This is a genomic window from Modestobacter sp. VKM Ac-2979 (genome assembly GCF_026967995.1).
In the GTDB taxonomy this organism is placed as follows: domain Bacteria; phylum Actinomycetota; class Actinomycetes; order Mycobacteriales; family Geodermatophilaceae; genus Modestobacter.
The window spans coordinates 102,781-125,354 of record NZ_JAPVBO010000001.1 but is presented as its reverse complement, the minus strand read 5'-3'; the positions used below and the strand labels follow the sequence as shown (position 1 = coordinate 125,354).

General features: G+C 73.9%; 23 protein-coding genes and 1 tRNA gene. 10 read left to right on the top strand and 14 right to left on the bottom strand.

Features of this window, described 5'->3' with window-relative positions; genetic code table 11:
* Window positions 1–8: 8 nt before the first annotated feature.
* Window positions 9–968, top strand: coding sequence for an NAD(+)/NADH kinase (locus O2W15_RS00605; protein ID WP_269161876.1), 960 nt, complete (start codon window positions 9–11; stop codon window positions 966–968).
* 87 nt (window positions 969–1,055) lie between these two features.
* Window positions 1,056–1,886: an SGNH/GDSL hydrolase family protein gene (locus tag O2W15_RS00600; RefSeq protein ID WP_269177968.1), complete on the top strand. Its 831-nt coding sequence runs from the start codon at window positions 1,056–1,058 to the stop codon at window positions 1,884–1,886.
* Between the two features lie 54 nt (window positions 1,887–1,940).
* On the opposite strand, the gene O2W15_RS00595 is transcribed toward O2W15_RS00600, so the two are convergent.
* Both O2W15_RS00595 and O2W15_RS00590 read right to left on the bottom strand, forming a co-directional pair.
* On the bottom strand, window positions 1,941–4,256 hold the full coding sequence (locus O2W15_RS00595) for an EAL domain-containing protein (protein WP_269177967.1): 2,316 nt from the start codon (window positions 4,254–4,256) through the stop codon (window positions 1,941–1,943).
* A gap of 140 nt (window positions 4,257–4,396) precedes the next feature.
* The gene (locus O2W15_RS00590) at window positions 4,397–4,699 is read right to left on the bottom strand and encodes a DUF427 domain-containing protein (protein ID WP_269161879.1); all 303 of its coding nucleotides are present in this window, start codon (window positions 4,697–4,699) and stop codon (window positions 4,397–4,399) included.
* A gap of 129 nt (window positions 4,700–4,828) precedes the next feature.
* Here O2W15_RS00590 and O2W15_RS00585 point away from each other — a divergent pair, with 129 nt between their 5' ends.
* A complete protein-coding gene (locus O2W15_RS00585; RefSeq protein ID WP_269177966.1) occupies window positions 4,829–5,881 on the top strand; it encodes an LLM class flavin-dependent oxidoreductase in 1,053 nt (350 codons plus the stop codon).
* Between the two features lie 10 nt (window positions 5,882–5,891).
* On the opposite strand, the gene O2W15_RS00580 is transcribed toward O2W15_RS00585, so the two are convergent.
* Window positions 5,892–6,626 carry a GAF and ANTAR domain-containing protein gene (locus O2W15_RS00580; protein WP_269177965.1) on the bottom strand — a complete coding sequence of 245 codons (735 nt, stop codon included), beginning with the start codon at window positions 6,624–6,626 and terminating at the stop codon, window positions 5,892–5,894.
* 82 nt (window positions 6,627–6,708) lie between these two features.
* On the bottom strand, window positions 6,709–7,131 hold the full coding sequence (locus tag O2W15_RS00575) for a hypothetical protein (protein ID WP_269161882.1): 423 nt from the start codon (window positions 7,129–7,131) through the stop codon (window positions 6,709–6,711).
* Window positions 7,132–7,332: 201 nt separating this feature from the next.
* Here O2W15_RS00575 and O2W15_RS00570 point away from each other — a divergent pair, with 201 nt between their 5' ends.
* Both O2W15_RS00570 and O2W15_RS00565 read left to right on the top strand, forming a co-directional pair.
* Window positions 7,333–8,490: a hypothetical protein gene (locus O2W15_RS00570; protein WP_269177964.1), complete on the top strand. Its 1,158-nt coding sequence runs from the start codon at window positions 7,333–7,335 to the stop codon at window positions 8,488–8,490.
* Window positions 8,491–8,667: 177 nt separating this feature from the next.
* Window positions 8,668–8,844 (top strand): hypothetical protein, encoded by a 177-nt coding sequence (locus O2W15_RS00565; RefSeq protein WP_269161884.1) that lies wholly within the window; start codon window positions 8,668–8,670, stop codon window positions 8,842–8,844.
* Window positions 8,845–8,972: 128 nt separating this feature from the next.
* Here the strand turns inward: O2W15_RS00565 and O2W15_RS00560 are convergent.
* A tRNA-Arg gene (locus tag O2W15_RS00560) sits at window positions 8,973–9,048 on the bottom strand.
* 215 nt (window positions 9,049–9,263) lie between these two features.
* On the opposite strand from O2W15_RS00560, the gene O2W15_RS00555 reads away from it, so the two are divergent.
* Together O2W15_RS00555 and ettA are read left to right on the top strand one after the other, a co-directional pair.
* A complete protein-coding gene (locus O2W15_RS00555) occupies window positions 9,264–9,791 on the top strand; it encodes a single-stranded DNA-binding protein (protein WP_269161885.1) in 528 nt (175 codons plus the stop codon).
* Window positions 9,792–9,905: 114 nt separating this feature from the next.
* Window positions 9,906–11,576, top strand: a complete 1,671-nt coding sequence (ettA, locus tag O2W15_RS00550; RefSeq protein WP_269177963.1) for an energy-dependent translational throttle protein EttA — start codon at window positions 9,906–9,908, stop codon at window positions 11,574–11,576.
* A 149-nt stretch (window positions 11,577–11,725) separates the two neighbouring features.
* Here the strand turns inward: ettA and O2W15_RS00545 are convergent, their stop codons facing one another.
* Complete coding sequence (locus O2W15_RS00545) at window positions 11,726–12,073, bottom strand: protein-tyrosine phosphatase family protein (RefSeq protein WP_269161887.1); 348 nt, start codon at window positions 12,071–12,073, stop codon at window positions 11,726–11,728.
* Between the two features lie 165 nt (window positions 12,074–12,238).
* On the opposite strand from O2W15_RS00545, the gene O2W15_RS00540 reads away from it, so the two are divergent.
* The gene (locus tag O2W15_RS00540; protein ID WP_269161888.1) at window positions 12,239–12,652 is read left to right on the top strand and encodes an acyl-CoA thioesterase; all 414 of its coding nucleotides are present in this window, start codon (window positions 12,239–12,241) and stop codon (window positions 12,650–12,652) included.
* A 48-nt stretch (window positions 12,653–12,700) separates the two neighbouring features.
* Here O2W15_RS00540 and O2W15_RS00535 read toward each other — a convergent pair whose 3' ends face one another.
* The 4 genes from O2W15_RS00535 to O2W15_RS00520 are packed head-to-tail and all read right to left on the bottom strand — an operon-like array spanning window position 12,701 to window position 15,199.
* Window positions 12,701–13,246, bottom strand: a complete 546-nt coding sequence (locus O2W15_RS00535; protein WP_269177962.1) for an MOSC domain-containing protein — start codon at window positions 13,244–13,246, stop codon at window positions 12,701–12,703.
* Complete coding sequence (locus O2W15_RS00530; protein ID WP_269161890.1) at window positions 13,243–13,902, bottom strand: energy-coupling factor transporter transmembrane component T; 660 nt, start codon at window positions 13,900–13,902, stop codon at window positions 13,243–13,245. The genes O2W15_RS00535 and O2W15_RS00530 overlap by 4 nt, the downstream gene beginning before the upstream one ends.
* Window positions 13,899–14,639 carry an energy-coupling factor ABC transporter ATP-binding protein gene (locus O2W15_RS00525; RefSeq protein WP_269177961.1) on the bottom strand — a complete coding sequence of 247 codons (741 nt, stop codon included), beginning with the start codon at window positions 14,637–14,639 and terminating at the stop codon, window positions 13,899–13,901. The genes O2W15_RS00530 and O2W15_RS00525 overlap by 4 nt, the downstream gene beginning before the upstream one ends.
* Complete coding sequence (locus tag O2W15_RS00520; protein ID WP_269161892.1) at window positions 14,636–15,199, bottom strand: biotin transporter BioY; 564 nt, start codon at window positions 15,197–15,199, stop codon at window positions 14,636–14,638. The genes O2W15_RS00525 and O2W15_RS00520 overlap by 4 nt, the downstream gene beginning before the upstream one ends.
* Before the next feature lie 584 nt (window positions 15,200–15,783).
* On the opposite strand from O2W15_RS00520, the gene O2W15_RS00515 reads away from it, so the two are divergent.
* Window positions 15,784–16,152 (top strand): hypothetical protein, encoded by a 369-nt coding sequence (locus tag O2W15_RS00515; protein WP_036336489.1) that lies wholly within the window; start codon window positions 15,784–15,786, stop codon window positions 16,150–16,152.
* A 106-nt stretch (window positions 16,153–16,258) separates the two neighbouring features.
* Here O2W15_RS00515 and O2W15_RS00510 read toward each other — a convergent pair whose 3' ends face one another.
* The 4 genes from O2W15_RS00510 to O2W15_RS00495 form a co-directional block, all read right to left on the bottom strand.
* Window positions 16,259–17,782: an ATP-binding cassette domain-containing protein gene (locus O2W15_RS00510; protein WP_269161893.1), complete on the bottom strand. Its 1,524-nt coding sequence runs from the start codon at window positions 17,780–17,782 to the stop codon at window positions 16,259–16,261.
* Window positions 17,783–17,938: 156 nt separating this feature from the next.
* Window positions 17,939–19,468 carry a glycoside hydrolase family 13 protein gene (locus O2W15_RS00505; RefSeq protein WP_269161894.1) on the bottom strand — a complete coding sequence of 510 codons (1,530 nt, stop codon included), beginning with the start codon at window positions 19,466–19,468 and terminating at the stop codon, window positions 17,939–17,941.
* Window positions 19,469–19,577: 109 nt separating this feature from the next.
* Window positions 19,578–19,976, bottom strand: coding sequence for a globin (locus tag O2W15_RS00500; protein ID WP_269177960.1), 399 nt, complete (start codon window positions 19,974–19,976; stop codon window positions 19,578–19,580).
* Entirely contained in the window at window positions 19,973–21,376 is a 1,404-nt protein-coding gene (locus O2W15_RS00495) for an MFS transporter (protein ID WP_269177959.1), read from the bottom strand. Before O2W15_RS00495 ends, O2W15_RS00500 begins: the two co-directional genes overlap by 4 nt.
* Window positions 21,377–21,578: 202 nt before the next feature.
* Between O2W15_RS00495 and O2W15_RS00490 the strand changes: the two genes are divergently transcribed.
* A complete protein-coding gene (locus tag O2W15_RS00490; protein WP_269161897.1) occupies window positions 21,579–22,571 on the top strand; it encodes an ABC transporter substrate-binding protein in 993 nt (330 codons plus the stop codon).
* Window positions 22,572–22,574: the final 3 nt, after the last annotated feature.

The following is a 22,574-nucleotide window of genomic DNA, read 5'->3' as shown; positions in this document are numbered from 1 at the left end:
TCGGCCTCGTGCTCCACCCGTACCGCGACTGCGTCGGCGCGGTGGCCCAGGTGCTGGCCTGGACCACGACGCACGGGGTGGAGCTGGTCGCCGCGGCGGCGGACGTCGAGCGGCTGCACCTGCACGGCGTGACGCCGGTGGACGTCGCCGAACTGGCCAGCAGCTGCGACGGGATCATCGCCCTGGGCGGTGACGGCACGTTGCTCGGCGCGATGCGGATGGTGGTCGCCGACCCCGTCCCGGTGCTGGGCGTCAACTTCGGCCGGCTGGGCTTCCTCACCGAGGTCGAGGGCCAGGAGCTGGACGGGGCGCTCACCGCGCTGGCCGAGGGCCGCTCGACGCTGGAGTCGCGCAGCTGCCTGGTGGTGCGGGGGCCGGGCTGGGAGACCGTGGCGTTCAACGACGTCGTCCTGGCCCGGGTGCCGGGGGAGGGCATGGTCGACGCGACCCTGTCGGTGGCCGGCCGCCGCTACGGCCACTACCGCAGCGACGCGCTGATCATCGCCACCCCGATGGGGTCGACGGCCTACAACTTCGCCGCCGGCGGTCCGGTGATGTCCCCCGGGGCCGCGGGCGTGCTCGTCACCCCGTCGGCGCCGCTGAACGGCATCGACCGCACCGTGGTGCTGGGGCTGCACGAGCCGCTGCACCTGGCGCTGCCGGAGACCGCCGGCCGCCCGGCCGTGGAGGTGGACGGCCTGGTGGTCGGTCGCCTCGGGCCGGGGGACGAGCTGCACGTCGAGGCCCGCGCGGACGCCGGGCTGCTGGTGCGGCTGGACGACTGGCTGGCCGCCGACCGCAGCCGGGTCAAGCTCTCGCTGCTGGACCTGCCGCTGCTGCCGGAGGAGCTGGTGGAGTTGCTGCCCGAGGAGCTGCGCCGCCGGACACCGGGCGGGGTGCCGGCCCCGGGCACCGGCCCGGCGCGCGCTCCGCAGGGCGCCCGCGGGCCCGGCGACGAGGTCGGCTGAGCCGGGCGGCCTCAGGGCAACGGGGCAGCCGGGGCCGGCCGGACCCCGTCACCCTGGCGCCCGGAGGGGCGTGGTGCAGTAGGGGTCGTGCAACCGGGCAGTGATCGTCGGACGTGGCAGCGGTACATCGCGCTGGGGGACTCCTTCACCGAGGGCCTCAGCGACCCCGAGCCCGGGACGCCGGACTCCTTCCGGGGCTGGGCCGACCGGCTCGCCGAGCACCTGGCCGCGGCCTCGCCGTCGGGCACCGTGGAGTACGCGAACCTCGCCGTCCGCGGCCGGCTGCTGGCGCAGGTGCTGACCGAGCAGGTGCCGGTCGCGCTCGCCTCCCGACCGGACCTGGTGAGCCTGGTCGCCGGTGGCAACGACCTGCTGCGTCCGGGCGCCGACCCCGACCAGCTGGCCGCGGACCTGGAGTCCGCCGTCGTCTCCCTCCGCGCGGCCGGGGCCGACGTGCTGCTGGCCACCGGCGTGGACCCACGGCAGACGCCGATCATCCGCCGCACCCGGGGCCGGGTCGCGGTCTTCAACACCCACCTGTGGTCGATCGCCGCCCGGCAGGGCGCCGTCGTGCTGGACCAGTGGGGCGCCTCCTGGGTCCAGGACGCCCGGATGTGGGACCCGGGCGACCGGATCCACCTGACGGCCGAGGGACACCGACGGACGGCGCTGGCCGCCGCGGCCGCGCTCGGCGTCCCGGTGGCCGGCGACCACACGGACTGGCGCACCCCGCTGGACCCGGCGCCGCCGCTGCCGGTGCGGGAGGTGGTCGGGCAGGAACTCGCCTGGGTGCGCGGGTTCGTCCTGCCCTGGATCGGCCGCCGGTTGCGCGGTGAGTCCTCGGGCGACGGGCGGGCGGCCAAGCGACCCGACGCGCTCCCGTTGCGCGCCGGCGTCGTCCCCGTGCCGGACTCCTGAGCCGGAGAGAGGACTCCTGACCCGGGGGACGGACGCGCAGGTCCGTTCCCCGGGTCAGCTGCGGCCGACCTCCGGCAGGTCGCCGGTGTCCAGGCCCAGCCGCTGCTGGAAGGACTCCAGCCACGGGCGCAGCCCGGAGAGGTCGGTCGGGTCGGCGGTCAGCGCCCGCAGGTCGCCCAGCTCCGCGGGCTCCCGCGGCCCGGGGACGCCCGGGGCGTCGGGGGCACCGTTGGCGGCCAGCAGCGCACGCAGTTCCAGCAGCGCGCTGGAGGGCCGGAAGACGCCCGGGTCGAAGGAGTCGCCCTGCGGTGGCCCCGCCTCGGGGATCTCGTCGCGCACCGGGGCATCGGCCGACGGCGTGGACGGGGGCTCCGTCGTGGTCCCCGGGAGCTCGAAGGAGTCGAGCTGGGGGACGGCGGCGCTGCCCACGGCCGGGCCGGGCCCGTCGAGGTCCTGCTCGGCGAGCGCGGCGCCCAGGTCGAACCCGGGTCCGGTCTCGTCGTCGTCCGATCCGGACCACTCCGGCTGGGACTCGGCAGCGGAGCTGTCACCGGCTGCCGGGGCCGGGTCGGGCGTCGGGTGCACCGGCGGGTCGTCGAGGTCACCGAGCCGCAGGGGTGCCGGGTACTCGTCGAGCTCGCGGGCCGGCAGCGGGGCGGGCCGGCCGAAGGCGTAGCCCTGGGCCATCGCGCAGCCGTGCTCGCGCAGCCAGCGGGCCTGCTCGCCGTCCTCGATGCCCTCGGCGATCACCTGCAGGCCCATGCCCTGACCGAGCTGGAGCAGGCCCTGCACCAGGGCCGCGGTGGCCGGCTGGGCGACGATGTCGGCGACGAAGGAACGGTCGATCTTCAGGGTGTGGATGGGCAGCCGGTGCAGCGCGGTGATCGCGGAGTAGCCGGTGCCGAAGTCGTCCAGCGCCAGGGTCACGCCCGTCTCGGTCACCGTGTCGACGGCGTGCAGCGTCGCGTCCGCGGCGAACAGCGCGGTCGACTCGGTGATCTCCAGCTCCAGCCGGTCCGGCGCCAGCCCCGACTCGGCCAGGGCGTCGGCGACGAGCTCGCTGAAGCCCGGCTCGGCCAGGTGCCGGGCGGAGATGTTCACGTGCACCCGGAGGGAGGGGTCCCAGCCGGCGGCGTCCCAGCAGGCCTGGTGCAGCACCCAGGCGCCCAGCCGGGAGGTGAGCCGGTTGTCCTCGGCCGCGGACAGGAACGCGCCGGGGGGCAGCAGACCGCGGGTCGGGTGCTGCCAGCGGATGAGCGCCTCGTAGCCCAGCAGGTGCTCGTCGGACAGTGCGACGATCGGTTGGTAGAACAGCCGCAGCTCGCCGGCCTCCAGCGCGTGCCGGAGGTCGGTCTCCAGCTGCAGCTGGTCGACGTAGCCCTCGCCGAGCGCCTCGTCGTGCACCTCGATCCGGCCCCGGCCGCCGCTGGCCTTGGCCCGGGCGAGCGCACTGTGCGCCTGGCGCAGCAGGGCCTCGGGGGCGAGGTCGGAGCCCAGCGTCATGCCGACGCTGGCCGACAGCGTCACCTCGCGGTCGAGCACGTGGAAGGGCTCGTCGAGCACGCCGAGCAGGCGGTCGGCCAGGGTGTGCAGCCCTTCGACGTCCTCGACGTCCTCGGCGAGGACGAGGAACTCGTCGGCCCCGAAGCGGACGGCGGTGTCCTCCACCCGGGTGCTCCAGCGCAGCCGGTCGGCGACCTGGCAGAGCAGCTGGTCGCCGCCCTCGTGGCCCAGGGAGTCGTTCACGGCGGTGAAGCGGTCCAGGTCCAGGTGCAGCAGCCCGACCAGCGTGCCGCGCCGGCCGGACGCGGCCAGGGCACGCTGCAGCCGCTCGGTGAGGGCCCGCCGGTTGGGCAGCCCGGTCAGCGGGTCGGTGAAGGTGCGGCGGACCAGGTCGTCCTCGACCCGGCGGCGGTCGGTCACGTCGACCAGGGTGAGCAGCACGAACTGCGGCTCGCCGTTGCTGTGGTGGACGAGCTCCTGGGTCTGCATCGCCCAGATGCTGCTGCCGTCCGCGCGGCGCAACCGGCGCTCGCCGACGACCTGCAGCTGGGGGTCCAGCAGCGGGGTGCCCGGCACGTGCTCGGCGGCGCGGTCCTCCAGGGGGACGTCGTCGGGGTGGGTGAGCAGGTCCAGGTGCCGGCCGACGAGTTCGCCGGAGGTCCGGCCGGTCAGCTCGCACATCGCCGAGTTGACGACGAGCAGCCGGCCGTCCGGGTCGACGACGGCCTTGGCGACGGGCGCGGACAGGAAGAGGGCGCGGAAGAGCTGGCCGCGGTCGGCCAGCAGCACGTCGGCCGCGCTCAGTCGTCGCCCGGCAGCGCCGGCGGGCCCGGGGGCGCCTGGCGACTCGGGGGCGGGGATGGTCACCCGGACAGCCTGGACCATGCCCCGCCCCCAGCCGGGGAACCTGCACGGGTCGATTGTGTTCGTGCCGTCACTTTCCGTGACCGGTCGGCCTCAGTCGTCCCGCCGGCCCGCTGTGACACACCGACCCCGCCCGCGGCGTGTCACTCGGCGATGGTGACCTCCCGGGAGAAGGCGACGTAGCCGGCGAAGTCCTTGCCGACCCGGTCGACCGCGGACGGCTTGAGGTCGGGGTAGCTCCAGGCGCCGTCCTTGCGGGTGCCCGCGGGCGTGACCACGTCGAAGTACTGTGCCGGCCCCTTCCACGGGCAGGTGTAGGCCGTCGGGCTCTCGGTGAGCGAGCCGGCCGTGACGGCCGACGGCGGGAAGTACCAGTTGCCCTCGATGCGGACGAGCTCGGACTCGGGTGCCTCGGCGATGACGGTGTCCTCGACGGTCGCGCGCATGCCTGCTCCTCCGTTGGTTATGACTCTGGACACATCCGGCAACGCACGCACCGCTCCAGGTCATCCCACCGTGGGTCCGGGGAACACCCCCGGCCCCGCCGACGCTCGCCGCAGTGCAGACGATGAGAGGTGAGTGCAGTGGACAAGCGGATCGGTTTCCTGTCCTTCGGGCACTGGCAGTCCATCCCCGGCTCGCAGGTGCGGACCGGGCGGGACGCGCTCGTGCAGAGCGTCGAGCTCGCGGTGGCCGCCGAGGAGCTGGGCCTCGACGGCGCCTACGTGCGGGTGCACCACTTCGCCCGGCAGCTGGCCTCCCCCTTCCCGTTGCTGACCGCCATGGCCATGCGCACCAGCCGGATCGAGCTGGGCACCGGCGTCATCGACATGCGGTACGAGAACCCGCTCTACATGGCCGAGGAGGCCGCGGCCGCCGACCTGCTCAGCGGTGAACGGCTGCAGCTGGGCGTCAGCCGCGGTTCACCGGAGACGGCGCTGCGCGGCTCGGAGGCGTTCGGCCACGTGCCGGACGACGGCCGCAGCGACGCCGACCTGGCACGGCGGAAGACGGCGCTGTTCCTCGCGGCCATCAGCGGCGAGACCGTCGTGGACGCCGACCCGCGGATGACCGGTGGCGCGTCCGGGCGGCTCGCCGTCCAGCCGCAGTCCCCGGGGCTGCGGCAGCGGATCTGGTGGGGGTCGGGTACCCGGCAGACCGCGGTCTGGACCGGGCGGCAGGGGATGAACCTGATGAGCTCCACGCTGCTCTCGGAGGACACCGGGGTGCCCTTCGACCAGCTGCAGGCCGAGCAGATCGAGCTGTACCGCGCGGCCTGGGCCGAGGCCGGCTGGGCGCACGAACCGCGGGTCTCGGTCAGCCGCAGCGTGCTGCCGATCACCAGCGACCTCGACCGGCAGTACTTCGGTTCGGGCCGGGGCGGTGACGACCAGGTCGGCATCCTGGACGGCGTGCGGGCCCGGTTCGGCAAGAGCTACGTCGGCGAGCCCGACCAGCTGGCCGAGGAGCTGGCCAAGGACGCCGCCGTCCGGGACGCCGACACCCTGCTGCTGACCGTGCCCAACATGCTGGGCGTGGAGTACAACGCGCACCTGCTGGAGACGGTGGCCAGGCACGTCGCCCCGGCGATCGGCTGGACCCCTCCGGCGGAGCGCGCCGCGGGCTGACGGCCGACGGTCAGTCGATCGTCATGGCCCCGGTGCTGGTCAGCTCCTCGGCGACGTCGAACAGCTTGCGGTTGGTGTGGGACGACGCCCGCACCAGCAGCTCGAAGGCCTGTGCCGCGGTCAGCCGGTGGCGCTCCATCAGGATGCCCTTGGCCTGGCCGATCAGGTCGCGGTTGTCCATGCCGCTCCGCAGGTTCGACTCCTGCCGCGCCGCGGACAGCGCGATGGCGGCGTGCGAGGCGAAGATCTGCCCCACGGACTCCGACTTGGCGTCGAAGGAGTGCGGCTCCCGGGCGTAGAGGTTCAGGGCACCCAGGTTGTCGCCCTCGGTGAACAGCTGGAAGCTCAGCATGCTGTGGGCTCCCCGCCGGGCGGCCTCGCCGGCGAAGCGCGGCCAGCGGGACTCGCTGGCGAGGTCGTCGACCCGGACGGTCTGCTCCTCGCGGAGGGCGTCCAGGCAGGGCCCCTCGTCGAACTCGGACTGCAGGGCGTCGATCTGCCGGGCCTGCTCGCTGGTGGCGGCCTGTGGCTCGACGCGGCGGCGGATGACCAGGCTGATGCTGGCCATGTCCGTGCCCGGCACCGTGTCGACCGCGGCGGCGGTGATCGACGCCAGCGTGCGGTCCACGTCGCCGTGTTCCTCCTGCAGGGTGCGGGCGATCCGGCCCATCACGTCCCCCAGGTCGTCCTGCATCCGACTGGGGTGATCCGGCCCGGTCTCGGATGGGATCTGGGGAGCGGACATGCGGGAAAGCGTAGGCCGTCGGCAGGTGGTCCGAGGTGCCCCGTCCGCGTCACCTCGTCGCCGGCAGCGCGTCGGGGAGGTGTCACTCCTCGAGGGGTGACACCTCCCCGGTCAGCTCCTCCGGCACCGGGACGCCGGTGAGCTCGAGCAGCCGACGCACGGTCTCCTCGACGAAGAGGTCCTCGGGGTCGTCGTCCTCGTCGTCCGGGGCCAGCAACGCCGCCACGTCCCGGGGGTCGACCTCCCGCCCGGTCGCCAGCCGTGCCCAGTGGGCGAGCCCGCGGGCCTCGGCGTCGTTGTCCACCGGCGCGCTCGCGGTCGGGTCCTCGAAGTAGACGCGCGGCTGGAACCCGAGGTGGCACCGGCCGCCGCCGTCCCCGCTCGGCCGGTAGTCGATGGTCGCGATGTCGCTGTCGTGGACGTCGATGACCAGGTACGGCTCGCGGCGGGCGTCCGGGCTGGTCCAGGTGCCGTCGCTGTAGGTGAACGTCCCGAAGAGGCCCATGGCGGGGCAGGCTATCGACCGACGTACCGACCAGCCGGACCCGCTCGCTCGCGGCCGGGTGCGGTGAGCAGCCGGCGGCTGAACGGTGAGAAGACTCTCTCGGCTTCCCCGGGCGTGCCTCGCGCCGACCCCGCAGGCTGTGACCGGCCTGTGACATCAACCGTGAAACAGACGGGTCGTCCACGCACCCCCGTCGGCGAGATGTCCGAACCCCTCAACGCGCTTGGAGCCCTCGTGCGCCCGTCCCGCATCGTGCTGGCAGCGCTGGTCGCGCTGTTCGCCACCGCCACCGCCACACCCGCTGTCGCCGCCCCGACCGGCGGATCAGGCGGCCCGCTCACCGACCGCACGTTCCAGACGTTCACCGGCGCCGGGTACACCGCCCAGCACCACCTGTACGCGGCCGGGATCGACCCTTTCCAGCCGGTCGGGCTGCTCGTCTACGCCGACGGCACCGGCGAGTACGGGTTCGAGAACCCGTCGGCCAGCTACTCACTGGGTGGGGTCAACGGGGTCGTCGCCGTGGCGAAGCGGAACAACATGGTCCTGCTGGTGCCCTCCAGCCCCAACCGCGCCTGCCAGTGCTGGGAGCGGGGCGACCCGACCGGGTACGCCGACCACCTGGCCGCGCTGATCGACTCCGTCTACGGCCAGTACGACATCGACCGGGACCGCGTGTGGCTGGGCGGGTACAGCACCGGGGCGCAGCTGACGACCCGATTCCTGTTCCCCCGGCACTCGGAGCTCCTCACCGGCGGCGGGACCATCGTGATCGGCGGTGGCGGCGCACCCGCGGTCGCCGCGGACGCGTTCCCCGCGTCGCTCAAGGCCAACGTGCACATGCACTGGGACACCGGCGAGCTGGACACCGACACCAACGGGTCCGCGCCTGGTGGCCTGAACTCGCTGAACGGTCCCTACGGGGCCAAGGTCGGCGAGGCCTGGTACGCCGACCGCGGTTTCCAGACGTCGCACGAGCACCCGGCTGGGGTCGGCCACGCCCGCAACGGTCAGTTCGGCACCATCATCGAGGGCGTCCTCAACCGGCACGCCACCCCGATCGCCGGGTCCGAGCCCGCGGCCAGCCCGCAGCCGTGGGAGCACACCGTCACCACGAGCCGCATCGGCGTGACCGTGTCCGCGTACGTCCCCCCGAACACGTCGCGGACCACCCTCCGGGTCTCCGCCTCACCGTTCGGCTCGCAGACCGGCTTCTACACTTACCGCACGACCAGCAACGACGTCGTCCCGCTGTCCATCAACAGCAGCCTCTCCCCGGACAGGTCCTACTACTACCAACTGGAGACCGGGACGGACCGGACGGTGGTCGCCTCGGGCACCTTCCGGACGCTTCCCTGACCCGGGCGCCGAGACGCCCTGCGCAGGCTGACCGTCCGGCCCGAGCTGAGCCGGGTCCGCCGAACCGCGCCGCGTCCTGACGACGGCGGTGGTCCGGGGTTGGGACCGCGGGACGCCGGGCATGTCGGCCATGCCCACATCCGAGTCGGCCCCGGCCGATCGACCACGAGGAGAACGATGACCAGCATCTCCCTGCCCGCACGCCGCAACCGGTGGCGCTCCGCGGCCGCCGGCGTCGCCATCGCCGCTGCGTCGTTCACCATGACCGCCTGCGGTGGTGACGAGGAGGGCGTCGAGGACTCCGGCGTGGTCGAGGACGGCGGCATGGTCGACGAGGAAGAGGACGACGACTAGGAGTCGTCCGGTCGCGACGACGTGAGTCGGTCGGCGGGGTGCGCGGTCTGCGCCCCGCCGACCGACTGCGTCCAGCCGGCTGATCGGGCGAGCCGGCGCCCGCGTACACCGGGGACGGGGGGAGCCAGTGGCGCGCCCGGCAGGGATCGAACCTGCGACCAAGTGCTTAGAAGGCACCTGCTCTATCCACTGAGCTACGGGCGCTCGCGGCCAGATCATCGCATCGGACCCCGGCCGCCGTGCCGGGACCGGGGGTGGCGTCGCGGGTGCCTACCGGTCGGCCCCGACCGGTCGGCGCCGGTCGTCCACAGCGAGCGGGCGCGTCCACAGTCCGGCGGCACGCCTGTCCGGGGGCGCCGCTGCGCTCCACGGTGGTCACAGCCCGGCAGGTCGCCGGGGACCGCACCCTGAGGAGCACCGTGAACGACACCCCTCTGCACGTCGTCGGCAACGTGGTCGACGTCCCGCGCCAGCACCGCACCAGCAACGGGTCGGTGACCAACTTCCGGATGGCGTCCACGTCCCGCCGCTGGGACGAGGAGACCAAGGGCTTCGTCGACGGCGCCACGCTCTGGATCGACGTGGCCTGCTGGAACGAGCTGGGCGGCAACGTCGCCCGCAGCGTCACCAAGGGCGACCCGGTCGTCGTCGTCGGAAACCTGTCGACCGAGTCCTGGGAGAGCGAGGCCGGGCGGCGCAGCGCCAACCGGATCAAGGCCACCGCGGTCGGGCTGAACCTGGCCCGTGGGTGGTCGGACTTCACCCGGCCGCCGCGCGTCGACCGGTCCGCCGGGCTCGCCTCCCCGCAGGAGCCGGGCGAGGACGCGCCGCCGACCGAGGACCCGTACGCCCACCGGGCCACGGACTACACCGGGGGGTCGGAGACGTTGCACAGCACAGACTCCGAGGTCACGTCCGAGGAGCCGGCGGTCCCGGCGCTGACGTGAGCCTCCCCGGCTGGGAGGATCGGAGCTGAGAACGCAGGGGGCGGGGCCGGTGCCCGCCGAGCACGGCCGCCCCGCCCCGCCCCCACTCGCGACCTGACGGAAGGCTCCCACTCAGTGGCCCAGTACATCTACTCGATGGTCCGTGCGCGCAAGGCGCACGGCGACAAGGTGATCCTCGACGACGTGACGCTGGCGTTCCTGCCCGGCGCGAAGATCGGTGTCGTCGGCCCCAACGGTGCCGGCAAGTCGACCGTCCTGAAGATCATGGCCGGCATGGAGACCGCCTCCAACGGGGACACCGTGCTGGCCCCCGGCGCCTCGGTCGGCATCCTCGAGCAGGAGCCGCCGCTCAACGAGGACCTCGACGTCCGCGGCAACGTCGAGGAGGCGGTGAAGGACCTCCGCGCGGCGCTCACCCGCTTCGAGGAGGTCAGCGCCGCCATGGGCGAGCCCGACGCCGACTTCGACGCGCTGATGGGCGAGCAGGGCGAGCTCATGGAGGTCATCGAGAACGCCGACGGCTGGGAGCTCGACAACCGCATCGAGCAGGCCATGGACGCGCTGCGCTGCCCGCCCGGCGACGCCGACGTCCGGGTGCTCTCCGGTGGTGAGCGCCGCCGCGTGGCGCTGTGCAAGCTGCTGCTGGAGGCCCCCGACCTGCTGCTTCTCGACGAGCCCACCAACCACCTGGACGCGGAGAGCGTCGCGTGGCTGGAGCAGCACCTGGAGAAGTACGCCGGCACCGTCGTCGCCGTCACCCACGACCGGTACTTCCTGGACAACGTCGCCCAGTGGATCCTCGAGCTCGACCGCGGCCGGGCCTACCCCTACGAGGGCAACTACTCCACCTACCTGGAGACCAAGCAGACCCGGCTCAAGGTCGAGGGCGCCAAGGACGCCAAGCGCGCCAAGCGGCTGAAGGACGAGCTGGAGTGGGTCCGCTCCGGCGCGAAGGCCCGCCAGGCGAAGAGCAAGGCGCGGCTGGCCCGCTACGAGGAGATGGCCACCGAGGCGGACAAGTTCCGCAAGCTGGACTTCGAGGAGATCCAGATCCCGCCGGGTCCGCGGCTGGGCAACGTGGTCATCGAGACCAAGGACCTCACCAAGGGCTTCGGCGACCGGGTGCTCATCGACGAGCTTTCCTTCACGCTGCCGCGCAACGGCATCGTCGGCGTGGTGGGGCCCAACGGCGTCGGCAAGACCACGCTGTTCAAGATGCTGGTCGGCGAGGACAAGCCCGACGACGGCGACATCAAGATCGGCGAGACGGTCAAGGTCGCCTACGTCGCGCAGGACCGCAGCGGCATCGACCCGGCGAAGAGCCTGTGGGAGGTCGTCTCCGACGGTCTGGACCACATCAAGGTCGGCAACGTCGAGATGCCCTCCCGCGCCTACGTCTCCGCGTTCGGGTTCAAGGGCCCGGACCAGCAGAAGAAGGCCGGCGTGCTCTCCGGCGGTGAGCGCAACCGGCTGAACCTGGCGCTGACCCTCAAGCAGGGCGGCAACCTGCTGCTGCTCGACGAGCCCACCAACGACCTGGACACCGAGACCCTGACCAGCCTGGAGGGCGCGCTCCTGGAGTTCCCCGGCTGTGCCGTGGTGGTGAGCCACGACCGCTGGTTCCTGGACCGGGTGGCGACGCACATCCTGGCCTACGAGGGCGACTCGAAGTGGTTCTGGTTCGAGGGCAACTTCGACGACTACGAGAAGAACAAGGTCGAGCGGCTCGGCCAGGACGCCGCCCGCCCGCACCGCGCCACCTACCGGAAGCTCACGCGGGACTGACGAAGGACCCCGCTGCCCCCCACGCCTCGTACCTCGGCGCGGGCCCCTGCAGCGGGGCCGGGCGTCACCGGACGGCCGGTCGGAGCTCCGTGCTCCGGCCGGCCGTCGCCGTCTGCGGGCCCCTCGTCAGCGGATGCGGGGGCGCTCCGTCAGGCGGTGAAGCTGGCGACGAAACGGGCCTGGCCGCGGGTCTCGACCGCGTGCCTGCGGTAGTGGCCGCGCACGAAGGCGACCGCCCGGGCCGGGGGGAGCCCGTCCAGGACAGCCAGGCAGGCCAGCGCCGTCCCGGTGCGCCCGGTGCCGCCCGAGCAGGCGACCTCGACCCGCTCGGTGTCCGCCCGCCGCCACAGCTCGCGCAACGCGTCGTGCAGGTCGACAGGAGCGGTGGGCAACCGGAAGTCCGGCCAGCACACCCAGCGGGTCGTCCACGGGACGGGGCACGGCGGGCGGCCCAGCAGGTACAGGCCGAAGGCCGGTGGGGGGCTGCCGTCGGGCAACGGTCGCCGCAGGCCCCGACCGCGGACGCGGCGTCCTGACGGCAGCACCAACACGCCTGGCTCTGTCTCCGCCCACGGGTCCACGACGGCACCGTAGGCCTGCACGGCCCGGTACGGAACAGGGGCGGTGCGGACGGCGGCGGGCCATGAGGCAGGGTGACGGGTGTGAGGCACACCGTCGCCGTCCCGATGCGCTGGTCGGACATGGACGCCTACCAGCACATCAACAACGTGGCCTTCCTCGGCTACTTCGAGATGGCCCGGGTGGACCTGTTCTTCGACCAGCCCACCCACGACGAGAAGACCGGCCTGCGCCGGGGGATCGTGGTCGCGTCGCACGAGATCGCCTACAAGCGGCCGGTCCTCTACGACGCCGAGCCGCTCCAGGTGCAGATCTGGGTCTCCGGCGTCCGGGCGGCCGCGTTCACCTGCCACTACGAGCTCTTCGATCACGGCCGGCTGGCCGTCACCGGCAGCACCCTGCTGGTGACCTTCGACTTCGCGCTGGACCGGCCCCGTCGGCTCAACCCGGAGGAGAAGACCTTCCTCAGCCGCTACCTGGACGAGCCCGCGGCCTGACCCCCACGGCGCCCTGCCTCCTCGCCCCAGGGTGCGCAGGCCGCGGCGTCAGTCGGGGAGGGGGAGCATCCGAGGCTCCGGACGGCCGGTACCGGTCGGCGCCCCCCGCCGGGTGGCCTCCTCCTCCGACACCGGCCGGACGACGGCGCCCTCGGCGATCTCCGCCCCGCCGAAGACGGCCGCGTTGATGCCGCCGCGGCGGACCATCGGCTTCACCAGCCGGGCCCCGGTCAGCCGCTCGAGGTGGGCACAGGGCGGGCAGCGCTTCATGCCGAACAGCAGGGCGTCCCCGACCGCGAACCAGTGACCGACCAGCGCGGGCAGGTCCACGCCGGCCGTCACGAGGTTGCGGCGGGTCTCGCCGGGCGTCAGCGGCACGCCCGCCTCGGCGGCGACGGCGGCGACGTCCTCCCGATCGATGAGCGTCACCTGCTTCTCCAGGTCCGGGTACTGCGCCCAAGTGCCGCCGCCGAGGGCGTAGCGGTCGCCGTCCAACCCCCGCCCGGCCAGCAACCACGCGGCGGGCACCCGCTGCATCGGCCCGGCCGCCACCGGGGTGCGCCAGATCTCGTGCAGAGTGCCGGGCTCGGTCACGGGGCCTCCAGGACGGGGGAGCGCCGGCGGCGCGGCGGGGGGACGTCGTCGGCCCCGCGGGCGTCGAGCGCCTCGCTCACGTCGTGGGCCATCTGCAGCACCTGCACCAGCAGCGGGGCGATCGTCGTCCGCAGCGCACGCAGCCCGCGAGGCTGACCACCACGGGCCGCCTGGGCGGCCCGGATGCGGTCGGTGCGCTCGATCAGCACCGGGATGAACCGCAACGCCATGGTGATGGCCAGCCCCACCCGCGCCGGCCGGACGCCGACCAGCCGCAGCGGCGCGCACAGCCACTCGACCACCGCCACCATCGCGTTCACCCGGGTCGTCGCCGTCACCACCGCCGCGGCCAGCACCAGCGTCAGCAGCCGGAGGCTGACGTGCGCGCCGGTGCGCACGTCGGTGGTCAGCGCGTGCACGACGAGCAGCGCCAGCAGCCACCAGCGCACCGCGCGGGCCTGCCGGGCCAGGACGGCGACCGGCAACCGGGCCACGAGCAACCCCACGGCGAGCACCCCGGCCAGTGCCGCGCCGGCCGCGGTGAGCGTCGGCAGGGCGAAGAGCAGGACGGCGAGGACGGCCAGGCCCAGCAGCTTGACCCCGGCCGGCAGCCGGTGGACCGCGCTGCTGCGCGGGACGTAGAGCGCCAGGGTCACCGGTCGGCCATCAGCGTGCGGTAGGCGGCCACGGCCGGGCCCGGAGCGGCATCCTCGACGACCCGGCCGCGGTCGATGACCAGCACCCGGTCGAAGCCGTCGAGCAGGTCGAGCTGGTGGGTCACCACGACGACCTGCTGCTCGAGCCCGGTGACCAGCTCGGCGATCCGGCGGGCGTTGACCAGGTCGAGCAGGGTCGTCGGCTCGTCGAAGACGATGCGAGCCGGCCGCATCACCAGCACGCCGGCGATGGCCAGGAGTTGCTTCTGCCCGCCGGAGAGCAGGTGGGCCGGGTGGTCGGCGTGTCCGGCGAGTCCGTGGCGGGCGAGCACCTCGGCGACGCGGACGGCGCGCTCCTCGGCCGGCACGGCCTGATTCTCCAGCCCGTAGGCGACGTCCTCGGCGACGGTCGGGTGCACGATCTGCGCGTCGGGGTCCTGGAACACGAAGCCCACCCGGCGACGGACCGCACGCACCTGGGTGCGGGTGTCCAGCCCGTCGACGAGCACCTGGCCCTCGCTGGGCACCACCAGCCCGTTGAGCAGCCGGGCGAAGGTGCTCTTGCCCGACCCGTTGGCGCCGATCACCCCGACCCGCTGCTCGCCGAGCGTGAGGTCGATGCCGTCGAGCACCACCCGGTCGCCGTACCGGTGCCCGACCCCTCGCAGCTCGATGCCGCGGGTCGGGTCGGCGACGTCGACGTCGGTGCCGGCGGCACCGGGACGACGGAACCTCACCGGGTGCCGACGGCCCGTCGTGGTCGCTCGATCACCGGGTAGCTGCGCCGGACGACGTCGGCGATGGCCGCCGCGGCGAAGGCCTTGACCAGGTCGCCGGGGACGAAGACGGCGGCGCCGCTCCACAGCGCGGTCTCCCAGGGCAGGCCGGCGACGACCTTGAGCACCGGGACGCCGACCGCGTAGATGACGACGATGCCGCCGAGGACGTTGGCCAGCATGCCGAGGGCGACGTTGTAGCGGTCCCAGGTGCGCTCGGTCAGCCAGCCGATGACGGCGGCGGCGAGCGGCCAGCTGAACAGGTACCCGGCCGAGGCCCCGGCGAAGGGCGCCAGGCCGCCGGCGCCGCTGGCCAGCAACGGCAGCCCGACCGCGACCAGGACGAGGAAGAGCAGCACGGCGAGGAAGCCGCGGCGGGCGCCCAGCACGCTGCCGGCGAGCATGACGCCGAGGGTCTGCGCCGTGATCGGCACCGGACCGACGTTGATGGCGGGCAGGGTCCCGAGCACCGCGATGATGGCGGCGAAGAGGGCGATGTAGGCGAGGTCCCGGGTCTTCACGGCGTCTCCTCCAGCGGAGCGGGCGGAGGCCCGCATTCCCGGCGGAAGGTACCCGAGGCCGGTCCACCGCCGACAGGCCGGGGCGCGGTCACGACGGCGCCGGAGAGCGGTCTCGTCGGTGGTGGCTCGGTGGTCCACGAGGGTCGCGGGGCTGCGTGCGCTCAGTGTCGAGGCGCTCACCTGCAGGTACATCACCCGGTTTGCCGGGCCTCTCGGAGCCGTGTTGGCTGGGGTCCTGAGCCCCTCGGCGAAGGCAGGACAGGGCAATGGCAACCGGGTGGTGGGCATCGCTGTGGTCGTGGTCGCGGCCCCCGCTGCAGGATGCACCTCCGGGGTCGCCGCAGCCGGGCCCGGTGCCCGACGACGGTGCCCGGCCACACCGCCCTGACGCCCCGCCCGCCGGCGACGAGGTGGCCCCGCACCGTGCTCAGCCCAGTGCGGCGCACGCCGGGGTGGCCCTGCCGCCTCCCCGGAGCCCCGTGCACGTCCGGACCGCAGGTCCGTCCGCTCGACCCGGGTCAGCCCCTGACCCGGTGCGCAGCACCCCGCTGCGACCCCCACCGAGAACGACAGGAGCCTCATCCGTGGCACAGCTCGACAACGTCATCGCCGATCTGCTCGCGATCGAGGGCGCCAGCGGCGCCGCGATCGTCGACATCGACAGCGGCATGGCCCTCGCCGTCGGCGGTTCGCCCGGCTTCGACCTCAACGTCGCCGCCGCCGGCAACTCCAACGTGGTGCGCGCCAAGCTCCGCACCATCTCCGACCTCGAGCTGAACGACGAGATCCAGGACGTCCTGATCACGCTGGAAGGTCAGTACCACCTGATCAACGTCCTCAAGGGCCAGGGCAACGCCGGCCTGTTCATCTATCTCGTGCTCAACCGCGCGACGGCCAACCTGGCGCTGGCCCGCCACAAGCTGCGGGCGGTCGCCGGCGGCGTCAGCGTCTGACCCCGGCGTGGCGCCGCCTGCCCGGGCGGCGCCACCCGGCGCAGACCACCGACGCGGATCGACCCGGCAGCGCTCACCCAGGGCGTGGCCCGGTCGGCGTCTGGCCTCAGGCGGTGGCTGCCTCGACGATCCGGTCGCGGACGGCGTCCGCGGCCAGCTGGGTGGTGTCGATCCAGCGCGCGACCCGGCCGCCGGAGACGATGCCGACGCGGTCGCAGCACTCGGCCAGCTCGTCGGGGTCCACCGACACGACGACGACGGACGTGCCGTGCGCAGTGGCGTCGTCCAGCATCCGGCGCACCTGCTGGCGGGCCCGCACGTCCAGCCCTCGGGTGGGTTCGTGCAGCACGAGGACGTCCTGTGCGGAGGACGCCATCCACCGGGCCAGGGCGATCTTGTGCTGGTCGCCACCGGACAGCGCGCCGAACATCGTGCGGATGCTCAGCGTCTTGACGTCCATCTGGTGCACGGTCCGGATGACCGCGCGCAGCGTGGCGATCTCCTTGCGCACGTCGGTCAGCGCGCCCCACTGCTCCTGGGTGAGCGTCCGGGCGATCGTCTCCCCGGGGTCGACCCCGTAGGCGTCCTCGTCGGGGCGGTAGGCGGGCAGCCGCAGCAGCTCGTCGCCGGCCGCCGAGCCCAGCGACCGGGGTTCGCCGTGCAGCAGCAGCTCGTCGGTGATCGCCGGGAGCTCCCCGGACAACGCGCCGACGAGCTCACCGACGCCGGAGGAGCGGTGCCCGGTCAGCCCGATCACCTCGCCCCGGTGCAGCAGCAGGTCCACGCCCTCGACCGCGCCGGGCACCCGCAGGTTGCGCACCTGGAGCGCCACCTCGTCGGAGGCCACCCGCCGCGGGGTGAGCACGGCGGCCTCGTCCGCCGGCGCCGGCTGCGGCGCCACCCGCCGCGTGGGCAGCGGCACCTGCTCGCCCACCGTCACCGCGGCCAGCTCCACCGGGTCCAGCGCGTCGGCCGGGCTGTCCAGGGCGATCAGTCCGTCGCGGAGCACCAGCACCCGGTCGACGACCGCGAGCATCTCCGGCAGCCGGTGGCTGATGTAGAGCACGCCGCGCCCCTGTCGGCTGAGCCGGCCGGCGACGGCGTGCAGGCCGTCCACCTCCACGGGCAGCAGCGCGGCCGAGACCTCGTCCAGCACCACCAGCCGGGTGTCCTCGGCCAGCACGCGGGCGATCTCCACCACCCCGTGCACGAAGTGCGGCAGGTCGCCGACCAGGGTGTCGGGGTCGACGTCCAGGGAGACCTCGGCGAGCAGCACCTGGGCCTGCCGGCGCAGGTCGGACTGCGGGCGCCCGGCCAGGGTGGTGCCGCGGAAGACCGCCTGGGCGACGGTGAGCCCCGGGTCGATCCGGACGAGCTGCTCGACGACCCCGACGCCGAGGTGGCGAGCGTCCTCCGCCGACAGTGGGGCGTAGGGGTGGCCCAGCAGGGTCATGGCGCCGGAGTCGGCCGCGGTGATGCCGGCGAGGACGTCGCCGAGGGTCGACTTGCCTGCGCCGTTGGCGCCCACCAGCCCGACGATCTCGCCCTCGCCGAGGCTGAACGAGACGTCCCGCAGGACGCGTCGGGCCCCGAAGGACTTGGTCAGGCCCGCGACCTCCAGCAACGGCATGGGCGGGCGGGCCTCCCCCGGAGAGCGCCCCCGGCACGGCCGGTGGACGACGGTTCCAGCGCCCCCGCGACGCTGTGTAACGACAGCGATGCTACCCGCTGGGGGGTGACGCGCCTCCCGAGACGGCCGGTCTCGGGAGGCGCGCCGCGGGTTCCTTCAGGCGCTGAGCCAGACCGCCGCGTCGACCGGCACCGACCCGTCGGTGACCGGTGCGCTCGCCAGCAGCAGCTTCCCCTCCGGCAGCGGGACCGGGGCGGCGGAGAGGTTGAGCAGGCACACCAGCCCACCGGGTCGCCGGAACACCAGGCAGCCCTCCGGGGCGGGCAGCCACTCCACGCCGTCCCCGGCGAGGACCGGGGAGCTGCGGCGCAGCGCCAGCGCCGCCCGGTACAGCGACAGCATCGAGTCGGCGTCGTCCGTCTGGACCTCGGCGGTCAGCGGCGCCCAGCCGGCGGGCATCGGCAGCCAGGTGTCGGGGGTGCTGGAGAACCCGTACGGCGGCTGGTCGCCGGACCAGGGGACCGGCACCCGGCAGCCGTCCCGGCCGCGCTCGGTGCGGCCCGACCGCTCCCAGATCGGGTCCTGGAGCACCTCGTCGGGCAGGTCGACGTCCGGCATGCCGAGCTCGTCGCCGTTGTAGACGTAGGCGACGCCGGGCAGCGCCAGCTGCAGGAGTGCCGCAGCCCGGGCCCGCCGGGTGCCGACCTCGCCGCCGCCGTAGCGCGTGACGTGCCGGGGCCGGTCGTGGTTGGACAGCACCCAGCAGGCCGGCGCCGGGGTGGCGGCGACCGTGGCCAGCGAGTGCTCGACCGCCGAACGCAGCTCCGCAGGCTCCCACTCGGCGGTCAGCAGCCGGAAGTTGAACGCCAGGTGCAGCTCGTCCGGGCGCAGGTACTGGGCCAGCCGCTCGTCGTCGAAGACCCAGACCTCGCCCACCGCCATCCGGTCGGGGTACTGGTCCAGCACCGCACGCACCCGCTGGTGCAACGCGTGCACGTGGTCCTGGTCGAACCGGAGGTCGCCGGGGCCGTCGTCGGCGAACAGGCCGGTGTCCTCGGCCGGCACCATGTCCGGCAGCCCGGCGGGCTTGGCCATCCCGTGCGCCACGTCGATCCGGAAGCCGTCCACCCCGCGGTCCAGCCAGAAGTGCAGGGTCTCCTCGAGGTCGGTGACCACCTCGGGGTTGTTGTAGTCCAGGTCGGGCTGCTCGGGGGCGAACAGGTGCAGGTACCACTGACCGTCGGGCACCCGGGTCCAGGCCGGGCCGCCGAACACCGAGGGCCAGTTGTTCGGCGGCTGCGCGCCGTCCGGGCCGGACCCGTCGCGGAAGAAGTAGCGGTCCCGGGCCGGCGAGCCGGGCGGGGCGGCCAGCGCCTCGGTGAACCACTCGTGGTCGTGGGAGCTGTGGTTGGGCACCAGGTCGATGGTCACCCGCAGGCCCAGCGCGTGGGCGTCGGCCAGCAGCGCGTCGAAGCCGGCCAGGTCGCCGAAGACCGGCTCCACGCCGCGGGGGTCGGCGACGTCGTACCCGTGGTCGTGCATCGGTGAGGGGTAGAAGGGCGTGATCCACAGCGCGTCGACCCCGAGCTCGGCGAGGTACGGCAGGTGCGTGCGGATGCCCTCGAGGTCACCGACGCCGTCGCCGGTGGCGTCGGCGAAGCTGCGCACGTAGACCTGGTAGAACACCGCGTCCCGCCACCAGTCGGCGGTCGTGGGGGAGACGGGCGTCGGGTGCTGGCTCAGCGGAGGCTCCTCGGGAGGTCGGTGCAGGTGCGGCCGCGGCGCAGGGGGTCGGTCAGCGGTTCTGCATGCTGTGCGCCGCCATCTCCAGGTAACCCCACAACGTGGCGTCCTGCTCGGCGGTGAGGCCCAGGCTGTCGACGGCGGCGCGCATGTGGGTCAGCCACGCATCGCGCGCCTTCTCGTCGACGGCGAAGGGTGCGTGCCGCATCCGCAGCCGGGGGTGCCCGCGCTGCTCGGAGTAGGTGCGCGGCCCGCCCCAGTACTGCTCCAGGAACATCCGCAGCCGCGTCTCGGCGCCGTCCCAGTCGTCGGCCGGGTACATCGGGCGCAGGATCGGGTCCTCCCGGACCGCGCCGTAGAAGTGCGCGACGAGGGTGCGGAAGGACTGCTCGCCACCGATCTCGTCGTAGAAGCTGCCCGCCGAGGGCAGCGGCCGGCTCGTCTCGCTCATGACTGCGATGGTCCTCCAGGGACGGGCGCGGGGCTCACGCGGGCCGTGGTCTCCCCGGGTCGGCTGCGCCGCAGGGCGATCAGCGGGACGACGACGACGACCAGCCCGATGCCGCCCGACAGCGCCACCACCGTGCTCGGTGCCAGGGCCTCCGCCCCGAGCCCGGCGAGCACGACACCGAGCCCCTGGACGCCGGCGAGTCCCGCGGCCGCCACCCCGAACGCCCGTCCGCGGTAGGCGCTGGGCACCGCCTGCACGAAGGCGACGTTCAGCGGGATCGAGCAGGCGCCGCCGATCCCGGCGACGAAGAAGAGCGCCACCACGGTGGCGAACGCGGCGGTGCCGGTGCCCAGCCACACCGGCACCAGCCCGGCCAGCAGCACGCCGCCGAGGGACAGCGCCACCAGCGGGGCCAGCAGCCGCTCGCGGACGTGCGGCGGGCAGAACCGGCCCACGACCAGGCCGCCGAGGGCGGTGCCGGCCGGCGCGGCGGCCAGCAGGACGCCGGTGGCGGCGGTGGTGCCCTGCAACTGCAGGCCCAGCGGGGTGGCGATGCCCTCGGGCGCGTTGACGAACAGCGCGGCCACCCAGAGCACGCCGACGATCGACAGCAGCCGGGGCGTGGCGGCGACGAACCGCATGCCGCTGGCGGTCTCCCGCCACAGCGACCGGACCTCCGTCCCGGCGTCGGCCGACCCCGGTGCGGGGCGGGGCTGCAGGCCGAGGGCCAGCCAGCCGGCGGAGACGGCGAAGGTGGCGGCGTTGAGCAGCAACGCCGCCGAGGGGGAGAAGTGCAGCAGCAGGGCGCCGCCGAGCAGGAAGCCGATCAGCTGGGAGACCTGGGCCGTGACGCCGGTCAGTGAGGTGGCCACGGCGTAGCGGTCGCCCTCCAGCACGTCGGCCATCAGCGCCGAGCGGGCCGCCTCGAACGGTGGCGAGCACAGCGAGACCAGCAGCAGCAGGCCCAGCAGCAGCGCCAGCGGCAGGCCGGGGACGGCCATGGCGGCCACCAGGACCGCGCGGGCGAGGTCGCTGGTGATCAGCACCCGGTGCCGCGGCAGGCGGTCGGCCAGCGCGGCCAGCAGTGGGCCGCCGAGGATCCACGGCAGGTAGCTGATGCCGAAGGTGATCGCCGACAGCAGCGCCGACTCGGTGCGCTGGTAGACGAGCACGGTCAGTGCGACCCGGGCGAGCTCGTCGCCGATGGTGGAGAGCAGGTAGGAGCCGAAGAGCGGCCGGAACTCGCCGACCGCGAAGACCTGCCCGTAGGTGGCCGGGCGGGTGGTCCCGCGGTCGGACCGAGGACGGCGGCGGCTCAGCAGCGTCCCCTGTCGCCGGGGGCGGCGATCACCGCTCGTACCCGTTCCATGACGCGGGAGTGTGGCAGGTCGGTGTTGCACCGTCGATCACCGGCGGCGGGGCCGATCGGCGTGCCGCCCGCGTTCCGGTACCGACATGCCCGGCAGTCGCCCGGCGGGGGCTGCCGCGTGGCGGAAGGGCCCGTTGACGTGACCTGGCTCACGACCTAGCGTCCGCCGCCACCCACCCGAACGACAACCCGGCGCGTTGCCCGGCGGGCGTCGAGATCCCCTGGAGGAACGCGTGCGCAGGACGTCGAGGAGCTCGATGGTGCTGGGCTCGATGGTGATCGGCGCCCTCGTGCTGACCGGTTGTGGCGGCGAGGAGGAGGCGGCCGAGCCCGTGGCCGGCGCGGGCTCGGACGAGCTGACCACCGTGCGCGTGGGCGCCATCCCGATCGTGGACGTCGCGCCGCTGTACCTGGCCCAGGAGGTCGGGATCTTCGCCGACCACGGACTGGAGGTGGAGCCCTTCCTGGCGCAGGGCGGCGCCGCCATCGTCCCGGCGGTGCTCGCCGGGGAGGCGGAGTTCGGCTTCTCCAACATCACCAGCCTGCTGCAGGCCGAGTCGCGTGGGGTGCCGCTGGCCCTCGTCGCCCCGGGCTCCGGGGCCACCGGCAACGCGGAGGAGGACTTCGCCGCGGTGATCGTCCCGGCCGACTCCGAGGTGCAGGAGCCGGCCGACCTGGCCGGGAAGAGGGTCGCCATCAACTCGATCAACAACATCAGCGACACCGTCGTGCGGGAGACCGTCCGGCAGGACGGCGGCGACCCCTCGTCGATCCAGTTCGTGGAGCTGGCCTTCCCCAACATGGTCGCCGCGGTCGCCGACGGCTCGGTCGACGCGGCCTTCGCGGTCGAGCCGTTCGCCACCGTCGGGGTGAGCCAGGGCATGCGCGTGGTCGCCGCCCCCTACACCCAGACCGACGAGGCGCTCACCGTCGCCGGCTACTTCACCTCCGACCAGTACGCCGCCGAGAACCCCGACACCGTGCAGGCCTTCGCCGACGCGATGGTGGAGGCGCAGCAGTACGCCACCGAGCACCCCGACGAGGTGCGCGAGGTGCTGGGCTCCTACACGAGCATCGACCCGGCGATCGCGCAGGAGCTGACGCTGCCCGCCTACCAGACCGAGATCGACCGGGACTCGGTCGAGGTGCTGCTCGAGCTCGGCGTGGAGGACGGGGTCATCCCCGAGGGCGTCGACCTGGAGAACGTCTTCGCCGACCTGGAGTGAGCG

Excerpts from the sequence above, each read along its gene's own strand:
- O2W15_RS00570 (WP_269177964.1), top strand. The coding sequence starts at position 7,333 with ATGTCCGAACCCCTCAACGCGCTTGGAGCCCTCGTGCGCCCGTCCCGC.
- O2W15_RS00575 (WP_269161882.1), bottom strand. The coding sequence starts at position 7,131 with ATGGGCCTCTTCGGGACGTTCACCTACAGCGACGGCACCTGGACCAGC.
- O2W15_RS00500 (WP_269177960.1), bottom strand. The coding sequence starts at position 19,976 with ATGAGCGAGACGAGCCGGCCGCTGCCCTCGGCGGGCAGCTTCTACGAC.
- O2W15_RS00565 (WP_269161884.1), top strand. The coding sequence starts at position 8,668 with ATGACCAGCATCTCCCTGCCCGCACGCCGCAACCGGTGGCGCTCCGCG.
- O2W15_RS00510 (WP_269161893.1), bottom strand. The coding sequence starts at position 17,782 with ATGCCGTTGCTGGAGGTCGCGGGCCTGACCAAGTCCTTCGGGGCCCGA.
- O2W15_RS00590 (WP_269161879.1), bottom strand. The coding sequence starts at position 4,699 with ATGCGCGCGACCGTCGAGGACACCGTCATCGCCGAGGCACCCGAGTCC.
- O2W15_RS00580 (WP_269177965.1), bottom strand. The coding sequence starts at position 6,626 with ATGTCCGCTCCCCAGATCCCATCCGAGACCGGGCCGGATCACCCCAGT.